This window comes from Bacillus mojavensis, assembly GCF_012648005.1.
In the GTDB taxonomy this organism is placed as follows: Bacteria; Bacillota; Bacilli; order Bacillales; family Bacillaceae; genus Bacillus; species Bacillus mojavensis.
This window is the reverse complement of sequence record NZ_CP051464.1, coordinates 3,027,856-3,042,635: the sequence shown is the minus strand read 5'-3', so window position 1 is coordinate 3,042,635 and position 14,780 is coordinate 3,027,856. Positions and strand designations below refer to the sequence as shown.

The window sequence follows — 14,780 nt, the reverse complement described above, 5'->3', positions numbered from 1 at the left end:
GTGAATTTTAAATTGAAGAACTTAATAAAAAAATTCACATTAACCATAATTGCTTTGAGTGTTCTCTATATATGCTACATAACATATATCAGTATGAATGGTATTATTATTGGTACTAAGGTTCAAAAAAATCATAAAAATCAATTTGTAATAGAAGAAATATCAGAGTCTTCGTATGGACAATTTGTTGGTCTCAGAACGGGAGATATCATATTAAAAATTAATGAAGAAAAACCATCAACAAAGCATTTGAAATGGGGATATTTGAGCCATATTAACAGTTTGGATATTTTAAGGTATGGAAAAAAGATTCATCTCGAAGATTTTGATTTAGTTACTTTAAATAGAACTTATAGTTTCTTTTTGTTCGTACTTCCCTTGGTTTTTTATTTTTTAAGCATAATATGTATTTTTTATATACTTAAGGTAAGTAAAGTAAGAAAGTCATTTGCTGGTTATATTCTTGTTTTGCTGTTATTAGACATTTCAATAGCTTATATAAGTGCAGGTGGACCATTTAGAGGACATAGAATTAATAGGTATATAAACTTGTTTACTTTTATATCCTCTCCTATTCTTTATCTTCAGTTTATACAAGGATATCTTAAAGAGATAGGAAAAACTTTTTTGAAAAGAATCTCGGCTCTTTATGTAATCCCAATATTTAACATTGTGATTGAGTTTTATCGCGCCTATCTTCAAGTTGATATTGACTTTTTGGCGACTGTTAATTTGGTTTCTTTTGCGGCTTTAACTTTATTTGCTTTTGTATCGATATACTTCCATCTAAATAAACATAAATATGCTGAGCATTCGTTTATTATTAAATTATTAATTTTAACAAATACACTTTCATTTGCGCCATTTTTAATATTTTATGTTCTTCCGATTATACTTACAGGTAACTATATTTTCCCGGCGTTACGTTAATTTCAGCGTCATTGCTTGTACTTATTCCTTTCGGTTTAGTGTATCAGTTTGTGGCTAATAAAATGTTTGATATAGAATTTATTTTAGGAAGGATGAGATATTATACTCTCCTTGCTATCATACCAACTCTACTTACAGTTGGAGCATTAGTTTGGTTTGATCTAGTGGGAATACAAATGAATCCTGCACGCCAAACTGTATTTATTTTTGTTGTCATGTTCTCTGTCTTCTATTTCAAAGAGGTCATAGATTTTAAATTTCGATTAAAACGGTTTTCTGAAAAATTCAACTATCAGGACAGTATTTTTAAATACACTCAGCTTATGAGAAGCGTAACTTCTCTTCAACAAGTCTTTAAAGAATTGAAAAATACTATTTTGGATGTCCTGCTTGTAAGCAAGGCATATACCTTCGAAATTGCTCCTGATCACAAAGTGATATATCTAGATAAGCAAGTCAAGGAGCCGGATTGGCAACTATATGAAAAGGAATTTGAAAACGTAACTTCAGAAATCGGGAAAATTATCGAAGTTAATCAGGGTTTTCTCATGAAAGTTGGTGAACGAGGCGGAAGTTCTTATGTTTTGCTTTGTTTATCTAATATTAACACTCCTCGGCTAACACGTGATGAAATATCATGGCTGAAGACACTTTCTTTTTACACGAGCGTGTCAATGGAAAATGTCATGCAGATTGAAGAACTCATGGAACATTTGAAGGACTTAAAACAAGAGGGAACAAACCCGATATGGCTGAAAAAGCTAATGTTTGCGATCGAAGAAAAACAACGCTCTGATCTCGCCCGCGATCTCCACGATTCAGTTCTTCAGGATTTGATTTCATTAAAGCGGCAGTGTGAGCTGTTTTTGGCTGATTTTAAGAAGGATGATGATCCATGCCGTGAAGAGGTGCAGGACAAGCTCGTGCAGATGAATGAGCAGATGTCTGATGTGATTTCGATGACGAGAGAGACGTGTCATGAATTGCGGCCGCAGCTTTTGTATGATTTGGGACTGGTGAAGGCGTTGTCCAAGCTGGTGGCGCAGCAGCAGGAGCGGGTTCCGTTTCATATTCGCTTAAATACCGGCAGATTTACGGCGTCGCTTGATTTGGATTCGCAGCTGAATTTGTACCGGATCATTCAAGAGTTTTTATCGAATGCAGTGAAACACTCTCAGGCGACGGAAGTGCTTATTATGCTGATCAGCATTCAAAACAAAATTGTTCTTCATTATGAGGACGATGGTGTGGGATTTGATCAAGAGAAAACCAACGAACATTCCATGAGTATGGGTCTTTCTGGCATTAAGGAGCGAGTCAGGGCTTTAGATGGACGCCTCCGAATCGAAACAAGTGAAGGAAAGGGCTTTAAGGCCGATATTGAAATGGAATTGTAATGGTTTTATAACGGAAACGACTTGGCATAAGCCAAGTCTTTTTTATAAAATGGAAATGAGTGAGTAAAAGGGAGGAAAACATGAAAAAGATACTAGTGATTGATGACCATCCGGCTGTCATGGAAGGCACCAAGACAATTTTGGAAACGGATTCGAATTTGTCTGTTGATTGTCTCAGTCCTGAACCCAGCGAACAGTTCATACGCCAGCATGATTTCTCATCATATGATCTCATTTTAATGGATTTGAACTTAGGCGGCGATGTCAATGGGATGGAGCTTTCTAAACAGATTTTACAAGAGAATCCTCATTGTAAAATTATCGTATATACCGGTTATGAGGTCGAGGATTATTTTGAGGAAGCGATTCGTGCGGGTCTGCACGGCGCCATCAGCAAAACCGAATCAAAGGAAAAGATCACCCAATACATATATCACGTGCTCAACGGAGAAATTTTAGTCGATTTCACTTACTTTAAACAGCTGATGACTCAGCAAAAAACAAAGCCGGCCCCTTCCTCTCAAAAAGAACAAGATGTGCTCACACCAAGAGAATGCCTGATTCTTCAAGAAGTTGAAAAAGGTTTTACCAACCAAGAAATTGCAGATGCGCTTCATTTAAGCAAGCGGTCCATTGAATACAGCCTGACGTCGATTTTCAACAAGCTTAATGTCGGTTCCCGGACGGAAGCGGTGTTGATTGCAAAATCAGACGGTGTGCTTTAAATAAGGGAGTGTAAACTATGGATATGAAACATACATTGCTTGGCGCGCTGGGAATTGAAATTGTAGAAAGCACAGCGGAACGCTGCGTGGCAGTGATGCCGGTGGATCACCGAACAGTCCAGCCCTTTGGTTATTTGCATGGAGGCGCTTCAGTGGCTCTTGCGGAAACTGCGGCGAGCGTGGGTGCGCAGCATCTAATCGATTCTAGTACACAAGTATGTGTCGGTTTGGAGATCAACGCCAATCATCTGAAATCTGTTAAGGAAGGAACGGTAAAGGCCGTAGCCGAGCCCGTTCATAAAGGCAGAACGACCATTGTGTATCAGATTCACATTTATGACGAGCAAGAAAGGCTGATCTGTATATCCAGATGCACGCTGGCTGTCATCACAAAATAAAAAAACAGCCGGAACTCTGCCTGTCCGGCTGCTCATTTTTATAGGTAAGAATCCTCTTTTCGTTTAATCACAAAGTTTCTGATTCCGTTATAGTCATCCTGTACACTTCTTTCATCCAGCTTGACGCCAGAGTTGTACGCAGCTCGGCAGATCAAGTGTCCCCCGACCGGCGACGTGATAAAGATAAAGAAAATTCCGAGCAGAATTTTTGCCGATATCTCTCCTGTTATAAACCACAAAAAGAAGAAGACACCGAGCAGAATCATATTGACGCCTAACGTTGAGCCTTTAGAAGCAGCGTGAGAGCGTGTGTACATATCGGGAAGGCGAAGCGTCCCGAAGGAAGCCACAAGACAAATTAGCGCCCCCATTAGGATCAATATTGCCACTGCTATTTTAGCGATCACGATCATTTTCGATAATCTCTCCTTTCTCTAAGAATTTAGAAAATGCAATGGTTCCGATAAAAGACAAAATACCCAGCAATAATATGATATCAAGAAAAATACTCGTATTCAGCAGGATGGAGACAAGCGCTGTCATCGCTATCAGATTAATGCCGATTGCATCCAGAGCCACAACGCGGTCAGGAACAGTCGGCCCTTTGATGACGCGAACGACATACAACAGGGTGGACACCGCCATAATGCCGAGCGCGATTTGAAGGATTAACGTAAACATCAGCGGCTCACCTCCTGTATGGCTTTTTCAAATGACTCACGAATATCAAAAATCGCTTTTTCGGCATCCTCAATATCCATCGCGTGAATATAGAGAATGGTCCGGTCATCGGAAATATCCATTACCAATGTTCCCGGTGTTAATGTAATAAGCAGTGAAAGCAGGGTAATTTCCCAATCCGTTGTCAGTTCCGTTTTAAATGCGAATATGCCTGGTTTGATATCCAGTTTTGGCGATAGGACTGTTTTCAGCACACTGACGTTGGCAAGGTATAATTCCCTTATAAAGATCAAAAAAAGTTTGATAATCGAAAACATTTTCCAGAGATAAAACGGATGAGCAAGGAAGCGCCGGAAGAAAAAGAGGGAGATCATTCCCAGGATAAAGCCTGTAATGAATCCGGCGGCGCTTCCATCATTGCTCAGGAACATCCAGCAAAAAGCAAGAAACACATTTAATAAAATTTGAAATGCCATGCGATCTACTCCTTCAAAACAGCTTCAATATATTTTTCCGGATTCAGCAATGTCTCGGCCGCTTGATCAACGTACGGTGACACCCATTCTGTACCCAATCCGAAGAGAAGAGACAGGAAGAGAAAAATAGCTGCCGGATATAGAAGTCCTTTAGCTGTTCTAAGATTTTGCTTTGGTGTTTCTTTTTCTTCGCCCCAAAACGCATGAATAAAGATCCTCAACACGGAATACAGGACGAGCAGGCTTGAAAGCAGGATCAGCATGGAAATCGTAAATTCACCCTCAGCGAAGCCGCCTTCCGCAATTTTAAATTTGCCTACAAATCCGCTGAAAGGCGGGATGCCGGCAAGAGATATAGCCGAAATGAAGAACATCCATCCAAGAATGGGGTATCGCTTGATCAGCCCGCCCATTCGTTGAAGGCTTGCTGTTCCAGTCAAAGCAATCAGCGTGCCTGCCAGCATAAATAATGCGCCTTTAATCAGCATGTCGTGAATCAGATAGTAAATCGCACCTTGAATGGATGCTGGCGTATGAACTGCAACACCGAACAAAATAACGCCGACAGCGGTAATAATGTTATAGATCACGATTTTCATGACATTCTGATAGGCAAGTGAACCGATGACACCGAAGATGACAGTGAGAGCCGCGAGCCATATCATCAGCTGGTGGGTAAACGCTGTATCGTGTATGAAAATCAGTGTGAACACTCTTGTGATCGCATATAATCCGACCTTTGTCAGCAATGCGCCGAACAATGCGGAGATGGCAGCCGGAGGAGCGTAATAAGAGCCGGGAAGCCAAAAGTAAAGAGGGAAGATTCCGCCCTTCATACCAAACACGATGAGTAACAGGACGCCGATTACAGTAATCAGCCCAGTTTGGCCGGATTCGCTGATTCTCACACTTAAATCCGCCATGTTTAAGGTACCGGTCACAGCGTATAAAAAGCCTACGCCGATGACAAACAATGCTGATGACACGATATTAAACACAATGTATTTAATCGATTCCCGCAGCTGAATTTTTGTGCCGCCTAATACAATCAGCATATAAGAAGCGATCAGCAGAAGCTCGAAAAATACGTACATATTAAATAAATCGCCTGTTAAAAACGCTCCGCTTACCCCGGCCAGCAAAAACTGCACGCCGGAGTAATAAAAGGCTTTTTCCCGTTTCTCACCGATAGAACGGAAGGAATAAAGCACAACCAATAAGCCGATAACTGCCGTTGTGAGAACGAGCAGGCTGGCAAATTGATCTGCAACAAGCACAATTCCGTAGGGGGCTTTCCAGCCGCCCAAATTCAGTGTCTGAATGCCGTTTGTAAAAACGGTCTGTACGAGTAAAACGCTGATCACAATCCCGAGTGCGGATGCAGCAGTGCTGAAGATCCGCATGAGCATGATGTGTTTGTTCATGAAAATCAGCAGAATGGCCGACAAGAGCGGGATCAGGATTGGCAATATAACAAAATTATTCATGTTGATCATTTCCCCTCATTTGATCCATATTGTCCGATTTCAATTCCTGATAGGCCCGAAACGCCATGACGAGGATGAAGGATGTAACCCCAAAAGAAATGACAATAGCGGTCAAAATCAGGGCTTGCGGAAGCGGATCGACAAATGACTTGGCATGCTCGCTCAAAATCGGAGCGGCGCCTTTTTTTAATCCTCCCATAGTTAAAAGCATTAAATGAACGCCGTGGCTTAAAAGCGCTGTACCGATAATGACCCGAAGCAGGCTTTTAGACAGCAGCAAATAGGTAGCGGCCATAAATATAATACCGGCCGTAACAGCCATTAAGATTTCCATTATTCTTCCTCTCCAATCGTTTGAATAATGGTCATCGTAATGCCTACGACTACTAGATAAACGCCTAAATCAAAAAGCGTCGCCGTGGCAAGCTCCGTTTTCCCTAAAATCGGCAGATGAAAGTAGCCGAATGTGTGGGTTAAGAAGGGCGCCCCGAAGACAAAGGAGCCAACTCCTGTTAAGACAGCGAGCAGAAGACCGGCTCCCGCGACGTAAATGAAATTAACCGGCAAAATGGAACGCACGGTTTTTAAATCATAAGCCAGCAGCAGCAAAACAATGGAAGAGGATGTGATCAGCCCGCCGACAAATCCTCCTCCAGGCGCGTTATGGCCTGATAAAAATAAATAGAAAGAGAAAAGCAAAATGATAAAGGATACAAGCTTTGTAACGGTCTGCAAAATAAGGTCATTTGTTTTTTGTTCATTCACCGCTTTTCCCCTCCTCTTTTACTTTTGTTTTAATCATGCTGAAGATGCCGAGAGCGGCAATCGTTAATACCGTAATTTCAAACATTGTATCAAAACCCCTGAAATCAACGAGAATGACATTGACGACATTATCTCCTCCGCCTAGATCATGGCTGTGCTTTGTAAAGTAGGAGGCGATACTGTCTTTTGTCCGCTGGCTTGAGGATGCGATACCGAGCAGGGTGACAATCATGCCGACTCCTAAAGCGATGATAAAGTTTGTCATTCGGAACGTTCTCGTTTTCTTTTTCAGCCGCAGTTTCGGCAAATGATAGAAACAAAGCAGAAACAGGGCGACGGAAATTGTCTCAATGACCAGCTGGGTCAAAGCCAAATCGGGCGCTCTGAAAATAACAAAAAACAATGCAAGCGTATAACCGACAACACCAAGTGAAATAATCGCCGTCAGTCTGGATCTGGCAAATACAGTCGCCGCTGTCGCGCTGATCATGACAAGTGTCAGAATCATTTCGAATATGCCGATTTTCGCCATACCCTCAGTTGTAAAGGAAAATCCGCCTTTCAAAACGAGAGCCCCGCTCATCAGAATGATAAATCCAGCGAAGATATACAGAAGATAATCCCGTAAAAATCCGGTCATATATTGTTTTGTCACTCGATAAGAGCCTTTTTCCATGATGGTCAGGAGCTTCTCATATAACCGATTGAGCGTGAGTTTCGATGGAAACAGCTTATAGATCGCTTTCCACCTATTCATCGTCAAGTATCCGATCGTACCGACAACGATAATGCCCAGTGTCATCAGGACTTCGGCTGTAAACCCATGCCACTGCGAAATATGAACATGAAACTTCTCATGGCTGTCCAGCAGTGTCGGATAGATCGAATTCATCGCAGGCTCTATCAAGCTGTAGGACAATATATTCGGGAAAAAGAAGAGACTGACAGCGAGCGCAACAAGAATGACAGGTGATACGAGCATTCCAATCGGCGCTTCATGAGCCTGTTTTTCGAGTTTTTCAGGCTGGTAATTGCCTTTAAATGTTTTAAACAGCAGTTTCATGCTGTAGATAAATGTAAACACACTTCCTGCCCAAGCGAGGACAGGGAACAGCGCTCCCCACGTCTGGACGTTGAACAAATCGACATGTGTCACACGAAGCATGCTGGTGAAAAACATTTCTTTACTCAGAAATCCGTTAAACGGCGGGAGACCAGCCATTGAAAATGTGCCGATCAAGGAAATCGCAAATGTAATCGGCATAATCGCCATCAGTCCGCCGAGCTTTCTGACATCCCGCGTACCTGTTTCATGATCAATGATGCCGACTGCCATAAACAAGCTTCCTTTAAAGGTAGCATGATTGATGAGATGGAAAATGGCAGCCATGGCGGCAACTGTGTAATACTCTGTATGGCCGTAATGCAGGGCTGCAGCGCTGACACCAAGCATCGAGATGATCATGCCGAGCTGGCTGACCGTTGAAAACGCCAAAATGGATTTTAAGTCGGTTTGTTTGACGGCATGGAATGAACCCCAAACCATGGTAAAAATCCCGACGAGAGAAACAATCCAAAACCACTGAGCTGAAAAGGCGAAAATCGGACTGAATCGTGCAATCACATAAATTCCCGCTTTGACCATCGTGGCTGAATGGAGATACGCGCTGACAGGCGTCGGCGCTTCCATGGCATCAGGCAGCCAAATGTAAAAAGGAAACTGGGCGGACTTTGTAAATGCGCCTAGTAAAATCAAAATCATCGCCGGAATAAATAAATCATGGCCGGCAATCAACTGAACCTGATTGATCATTTCTCTGATACTGAATGAATCTGTGATCAGATAAAGGAGAATGAATCCTCCCAGCATACACAGTCCGCCGCTTACCGTAATCAAGAGCGATTTTGCTGCGCCGTAGCGAGATTTTTCACGCTTGTACCAATATCCAATCAGCAAAAAGGACGAAAGGCTGGTAAGCTCCCAAAACATGTAGAGAACCATGACGTTGTCAACAAGAACAACACCGAGCATGGCGCCCATGAACATTAATAAATAGACATAAAAAGGCCCAAGCTGTTCTTTTTCTTTCGATAAATAAAAGATACTGTAAAGAGTGACCAACGAGCCGATCCCTGTTATCAATAAGGCGAATAGCAGTCCGAGACCGTCTACATAAACGGTAAAGTTAATGCCTAATGAAGGAATCCACTCCAATACCGATCGTAATGTTTCTCCCGATTGAGTCATTCTGATCATTGGAAGAAAGTATATAAACAGCAAGACGGGCAGGATTAGAACAAACCAGCCCGTATGCACTCTTTTTGCGTATTTTGCCAGAAAGGGAATGATAAAAGCAAATACAAAAGGCGATAAAATAGCAAAATGTAAGAGCTGCAATGACAAGACCTCCTTTTCTCTAGTTGAAACCTGTTCTATGTATAAATAATTAGAATATACGGTCAAACGACCCAGTCCAAATTATATCGCACTTTTTTGGAAGCCGCCATGCTTCAACCTTCCGCGATTGAATTTTACGAGTTCTTTTGACCTCAAAATAAGTTTAACAAAAATCAGATCATTTGTATATTTAAAATCGCTCCTGATCAAGCTGTATGTAAGGAGCTGATCATGTGAAGAGAAAGGTCCTTATGTGCTCAGGTTTATTCTGCTCGATATTTGCAGGGGCATTCATGCTGAATCAGTATGACGGCCGTGCCCGTGTGGCAGACAATGATGATTGGGAACTGTATTTATTGGAGCACCACCTGTCAACTAACATGAGTGAGGCGGAATCTAAGGATAGGCCGTTTGGGTCCAGGGAGTATATGCGGATTGTGAACAAATAAAAAAGAGTTCCGTCTAAAACGGAACTCTTTTTCTGATTATGAAGTGAAAAAGCGAAGTAAAATCGTCGCGCAAATGACAGTTCCTGCTCCGCCGAGGCGGGTAGAAATTTGGGCGAATGGCATAAGGCCCATTCTTCCTGAAGCGGACAAAATGGCGACATCTCCCGTTCCGCCGAGACCGCTGTGACAGCAGGTCACGATTGCGGATTCAACAGGGTACATGTTCATCAGTTTGCCTACAAAATATCCGGAAGAAATCATGGCAACGACAACTGAAATACAAATGATGACAAACGGTATAGAAATCACAGATGCCACGTCATCTAAAGGGATAAAGAGAATCCCGAGGCCTACCATAAGCGGCCATGTAAAGCTTGATGAAATAAACTTATAAAGCTGATACGCGCCATCCTCCATTTTTTTCGGAAGGATATTTGCATATTTGATTGCGGCTGCTGAAATAATCATTAAAATAGCGCCTGGGATGAAGATAAATTTCTCCAGTAAACCGCCGAAAATAAAGAACGTACAGGCGAGCAGTACTCCGGCTCCCATCAGTTTAAAGTCAATTTTAGCTTCAGCCTCTTTTTGATTGAAAATATCGTTTGCTTTCTTAGATTTAACGAGACGCCCATTGCCGTTTAGATCAGGACGTTTTTCGCCCAGTTTTTTCATTAAAGCGGCACAGATAATAGCGAAAACGTTTCCAATGATAGCGGCAGGAACCAGCTGCGACACATACACATCAGCGGAAGACCCCAATATTTGCGAATAAGCAATCGAGAGAGGCAAAATTCCTTCACCTATTCCCCCGGCAATAATCGGCACAACAACAAAGAAAAAGGAATCATAGGCACTGTAGCCGAAGATGAATCCGACGAGCACGCCAGCTGCAACCGCCGCAATTGTGCCCGCTACTAAAGGAACGAACATTCTGATGAATCCCTGTATTAAAACAGTTCTGTTCATTCCAAGAATACTTCCTACAACAAGACAAGCGATATAGAAATAAAGAAAGTTAGATGTTTTCATTAAATTGGTAACAGCATCTAATGATGATGGATTCAACACATTATAAAAAACTAAAAAAGATGGCACAAACAAAGATAGAATAGCAGGACCGCCAATATCCTTCAAAATCGGAATCCGCTGGCCGATATCGCCAAGAAAGACACCTAAAATCATAATGATGGCAAACCCGCCGAGCATGTTTGCGGGCAGCTCGTTGTAATAAGCCGCAAGAATAATAATGACAGCTAATGCTGTATATAATGGGAGAGGAATCACGCCGATTTCCCAGGTCCATATTTTTTTAAACAGGCTTTTCTCCTGTGTGTCTTTGTGCTCAGGTAAAACTTCCTCTGTTTTGTGAATTGCTCCCATTGTCGTACACCCCCATGTATTGTTTGTTACAGTCTACAAGAAAGCGCTAACAAAGGATATTTTTTTAAGTTAAATAATTAATAAACAACTAAATTAAGAGGGTATTTTGGATCAGAAAAATCCCTGAGAAGCCGCTTCCCAGGGAGATGTGCTACCGTTTTCCTTTGATGTAAGGCACACCGTTTGCTTTTGGCGCATCTGCGCGTCCGATAAAGCCGGTTAAGGCCAGAATGGTTAATACGTAAGGGGCAATCAGCATATATACATTCGGTATGTCCTTAAAAAGAGGGAGCAGAGAGCCGATGATGCTTAAGCTTTGGGCGAATCCGAAAAACAGGGCGGCGCCGAGTGCGCCGATCGGATGCCATTTTCCGAATACAAGAGCCGCGAGGGCGATAAACCCTTGCCCGGAAATGGTAGAATGCGTAAAGTCGAGCGCAATGGTTGACGCATATACGCCGCCCCCGAGTCCGCCGAACAATCCGCTGATCATCACGCCGATATAGCGCATTTTGTAGACATTGATCCCCATAGTATCGGCCGCCATCGGATGTTCTCCGACGGAACGAATACGGAGGCCGAACGGCGTTTTAAACAAGATAAACCACGAAATAAAGGCCAGGACAATTGCGAGAATAGACGTATAATAGACATCTGAAAAGAAGATTTTTCCCAATACAGGGATGTCGCTCAAGCCGGGAATACTCGTTTTATAAAAAGGCTCGGGAATTTTGTCTGTTTGCGCTTTTCCGTAAATCAGCTTTACGATAAATAAAGTAGCCCCAAGCGCCAGCATATTAATGGCGACGCCGCTGACTGTCTGATCTGCGCGAAACGATATCGCCGCTGCCGCGTGAATTAGTGAAAACAGCGCGCCGGCTGCCATGGCGGCAACGAGTGAGAGCCATGGCGCCGCGGCTCCCAATGCAGGGCCTAAAAATAAATTGAATAAAACACTGGTGAATGCTCCGATAATCATGAGGCCTTCGAGACCGATATTGACAACGCCTGATCTCTCGGAAAATACGCCGCCGAGAGCAGTTAAAATAAGCGGGGCTGCGTATACGAGTGTGGCCGGGACAATGATTGATAAAATCTGCAGAACGTCCACTTAGTTCGCCCCCTTTTTCTTCAACTTATCCGCGACAAAACGAATGGCATAGCTTGAAGCAACAAACAGAATGATAATGGCAATCACAATATCGACAACCTCAGAAGGTACGCCTGATTCAATTGGCATATTTAACGCTCCGATTTTGAGGCCGCCAAGCAAAGCTGCCGCAAGCACAACACCGGCTGCAGTGTTCCCACCCAGGAGAGCGACGGCAATACCGTCAAAGCCGACGCCGGTAAATGCGCCTTTGACAGCTGCGTATTCAAATGTTCCCAGACCTTCCATGGCACCTGCAAGGCCTGCAAAAGCTCCTGAAATGAGCATGGAGGTCATAATATTCTTCCGCACGCTCATACCGGCGTACTGAGACGCGTGCTGATTGAATCCGACTGCCCGAAGCTCAAAGCCTTTCGTTGTTTTGGTAATCATAAACCACATAACAACAGCTGCGAGAAGGGCGATGACGATCCCCCAGTGAAGCCTTGAATAGTCCATAATCTGCTCAAGAAACGGCGACCGAAGTGAGGCGGATTCGTGAATTTTTCCCGTCTTATCCTGATTGTCTGTCATGACTTTTGAAATCAAATAATTGGTCATATGCAGTGCGATATAATTCATCATAATGGTGACAATGACCTCGTGAACATAGAACCGTGCTTTTAAAAAGCCGGGAATAAATCCCCATAAACCGCCTGCTGCAGCCGCTGTGAGCAGTGCAAGCGGCATGTGAATATAAGCCGGTCCGTCAAACGCCGTTCCGACCCAAACGGCCGCTGTCCAGCCCACTAGCAGCTGTCCCTCTACCCCGATATTGAAAAGTCCGGTTCGGAATGCGAAAGCAACAGCTAATCCGGATAAAATATAAGGTGTAATCTGCCGGACGGTTTCCCCGATGTAATAGGTTTCTCCAAATATCCCATTCCATAAAGCGGAATAGCCGCTGATCACACTGTATCCGCTCGCAAGCATAATAAGTGCGCCGGCCAGCAAGCCGAGCATGATCGCAATGAGCGGCACGAGTAAATGAGAGAGTCGTTTAACCATTTGCTTTCCCCGCTTCCCTTTGCGTGCTTCCCGCCATCAAGAGGCCGAGCTCTTGCTCAGTGGTATCCAGCGGATTAACGCTGGATATAATGCTGCCTTCAAAAATGACGGCGATTCTGTCACTGAGATTCATGATTTCATCAAGCTCAAACGATAAAAGAAGAACGGCTTTTCCGGCATCACGCTGTTCAATGAGTTTTTTATGGACAAATTCAATCGCTCCAACATCAAGGCCGCGAGTCGGCTGGGCTGCGATTAACAAGTCAGGATTTCGGTCAATTTCCCTTCCGATAATTGCTTTTTGCTGGTTTCCGCCTGACAATGCCCGCGCGTGAGTATATTCATCGGGGGTTCTGACATCGTACTCGCTGATCACGCTGCGGGCTTTCTTATACATTTCGCCTTTATGTAAAACACCGAATGCTGAATAAGGCTTTTTGTAATAGCTTTGGAGCACGATATTTTCACCGATTGGAAAATCCAGGACGAGACCGTGTTTGTGGCGGTCCTGCGGAATATGCCCGATTCCTGACTCCGTTACGTTTCTCGGCGTCAGGTTTTGTATCTGTTTTCCGTTTAGGGAAATGGTTCCAGACTCCGTTTTTCGGAGTCCTGTAATCGCTTCAATCAGCTCTGACTGTCCGTTTCCGTCAACGCCAGCTATGCCGACAATTTCTCCGGCATTGACAGAGAGCGACAAATCCTTTACAGCTTCTACTCCGCGAGTATCTTTTACGGTAATTCTGTCAATCGCCAGCACTGCTGCTCCCGGCTGAGCCGCTTTTTTTTCTGTTTTGAACAATACCTCGCGGCCGACCATCAGACTGGCGAGCTCGTCTTGATGTGTATCCCGGACATCCAGTGTTTTGATGCCTTTTCCTTTGCGGATAATGGTAACGCGGTCACAAACCTCCATGATTTCTTTCAGTTTATGGGTGATTAAGATAATTGATTTTCCCTCATTGACGAGGTTCTTCATAATTTGAATGAGCTCTTTGATTTCATGAGGCGTCAACACAGCTGTCGGTTCATCAAAAATCAGGATGTCAGCCCCGCGGTAGAGGGTTTTTAATATTTCTGCACGCTGCTGCATGCCGACGGATATGTCTGCTACCTTTGCCTCGGGATTAATTTGAAGTCCGTATCGGTCGGAAATGTCCTGAACCTCTCGGACAGCCCGTTTTCGGTCAATCCGCCCGAGCTTTTTCGGCTCCTTCCCGAGAATAATATTTTCAGCAACTGTAAATGTATCGACAAGCATAAAATGCTGATGCACCATGCCGATTCCGAGATCATTCGCTTTGTTCGGGCTGTTGATGTGCACCTTCTCACCGCGGACCCGAATTTCTCCCTTTTCTGGCTGATACAGCCCGAACAGGACGTTCATCAAAGTTGATTTGCCCGCTCCGTTTTCACCGAGCAGCGCGTGGATTTCGCCTTTTTTGACCTGAAGATTAATGTTGTCATTTGCGACGATACCGGGAAACTCCTTGCGTATATTGAGCATTTCAATGACATATTCCACAGAATTGA

General features: G+C 43.6%; 14 protein-coding genes and 1 pseudogene. 4 read left to right on the top strand and 11 right to left on the bottom strand.

Features of this window, described 5'->3' with window-relative positions:
- The first annotated feature begins 12 nt into the window (after positions 1-12).
- The 3 genes and pseudogenes from comP to HC660_RS15960 all read left to right on the top strand — a co-directional run bounded on the left by comP (position 13) and on the right by HC660_RS15960 (position 3,450).
- Positions 13-2,327 (top strand): annotated as a pseudogene (gene comP, locus HC660_RS15970) (two-component system sensor histidine kinase ComP).
- A gap of 80 nt (positions 2,328-2,407) precedes the next feature.
- Positions 2,408-3,052, top strand: a complete 645-nt coding sequence (gene comA, locus HC660_RS15965) for a two-component system response regulator ComA (RefSeq protein WP_168748642.1) — start codon at positions 2,408-2,410, stop codon at positions 3,050-3,052.
- A 17-nt stretch (positions 3,053-3,069) separates the two neighbouring features.
- Positions 3,070-3,450, top strand: a complete 381-nt coding sequence (locus HC660_RS15960) for a hotdog fold thioesterase (RefSeq protein WP_106022011.1) — start codon at positions 3,070-3,072, stop codon at positions 3,448-3,450.
- Between the two features lie 38 nt (positions 3,451-3,488).
- Here HC660_RS15960 and mnhG read toward each other — a convergent pair whose 3' ends face one another.
- The 7 genes from mnhG to HC660_RS15925 are packed head-to-tail and all read right to left on the bottom strand — an operon-like array spanning position 3,489 to position 9,257.
- Entirely contained in the window at positions 3,489-3,863 is a 375-nt protein-coding gene (gene mnhG / locus HC660_RS15955) for a monovalent cation/H(+) antiporter subunit G (RefSeq protein WP_010331688.1), read from the bottom strand.
- Entirely contained in the window at positions 3,847-4,131 is a 285-nt protein-coding gene (locus tag HC660_RS15950) for a Na(+)/H(+) antiporter subunit F1 (protein ID WP_024122677.1), read from the bottom strand. Before HC660_RS15950 ends, mnhG begins: the two co-directional genes overlap by 17 nt.
- Complete coding sequence (locus HC660_RS15945; protein ID WP_010331686.1) at positions 4,131-4,607, bottom strand: Na+/H+ antiporter subunit E; 477 nt, start codon at positions 4,605-4,607, stop codon at positions 4,131-4,133. Before HC660_RS15945 ends, HC660_RS15950 begins: the two co-directional genes overlap by 1 nt.
- Positions 4,608-4,612: 5 nt before the next feature.
- Complete coding sequence (locus HC660_RS15940) at positions 4,613-6,094, bottom strand: Na+/H+ antiporter subunit D (RefSeq protein ID WP_168748641.1); 1,482 nt, start codon at positions 6,092-6,094, stop codon at positions 4,613-4,615.
- Positions 6,087-6,428, bottom strand: coding sequence for a Na(+)/H(+) antiporter subunit C (locus HC660_RS15935; RefSeq protein WP_010331684.1), 342 nt, complete (start codon positions 6,426-6,428; stop codon positions 6,087-6,089). The genes HC660_RS15940 and HC660_RS15935 overlap by 8 nt, the downstream gene beginning before the upstream one ends.
- Positions 6,428-6,859, bottom strand: a complete 432-nt coding sequence (locus HC660_RS15930) for a Na(+)/H(+) antiporter subunit B (protein WP_024122673.1) — start codon at positions 6,857-6,859, stop codon at positions 6,428-6,430. The genes HC660_RS15935 and HC660_RS15930 overlap by 1 nt, the downstream gene beginning before the upstream one ends.
- Positions 6,852-9,257 (bottom strand): Na+/H+ antiporter subunit A, encoded by a 2,406-nt coding sequence (locus HC660_RS15925; protein ID WP_168748640.1) that lies wholly within the window; start codon positions 9,255-9,257, stop codon positions 6,852-6,854. The genes HC660_RS15930 and HC660_RS15925 overlap by 8 nt, the downstream gene beginning before the upstream one ends.
- Positions 9,258-9,490: 233 nt before the next feature.
- On the opposite strand from HC660_RS15925, the gene HC660_RS15920 reads away from it, so the two are divergent.
- Positions 9,491-9,706, top strand: a complete 216-nt coding sequence (locus HC660_RS15920) for a hypothetical protein (RefSeq protein ID WP_010331681.1) — start codon at positions 9,491-9,493, stop codon at positions 9,704-9,706.
- Positions 9,707-9,742: 36 nt separating this feature from the next.
- Here HC660_RS15920 and maeN read toward each other — a convergent pair whose 3' ends face one another.
- The 4 genes from maeN to HC660_RS15900 all read right to left on the bottom strand — a co-directional run bounded on the left by maeN (position 9,743) and on the right by HC660_RS15900 (position 14,772).
- Positions 9,743-11,089: a sodium/malate symporter MaeN gene (gene maeN / locus HC660_RS15915; RefSeq protein WP_024122670.1), complete on the bottom strand. Its 1,347-nt coding sequence runs from the start codon at positions 11,087-11,089 to the stop codon at positions 9,743-9,745.
- Between the two features lie 151 nt (positions 11,090-11,240).
- Positions 11,241-12,200, bottom strand: coding sequence for a guanosine ABC transporter permease NupQ (nupQ, locus tag HC660_RS15910; protein ID WP_168748639.1), 960 nt, complete (start codon positions 12,198-12,200; stop codon positions 11,241-11,243).
- Entirely contained in the window at positions 12,201-13,247 is a 1,047-nt protein-coding gene (locus HC660_RS15905) for an ABC transporter permease (protein WP_168748638.1), read from the bottom strand. It abuts the gene before it with no gap.
- A complete protein-coding gene (locus HC660_RS15900; RefSeq protein ID WP_168748637.1) occupies positions 13,240-14,772 on the bottom strand; it encodes an ABC transporter ATP-binding protein in 1,533 nt (510 codons plus the stop codon). The genes HC660_RS15905 and HC660_RS15900 overlap by 8 nt, the downstream gene beginning before the upstream one ends.
- Positions 14,773-14,780: the final 8 nt, after the last annotated feature.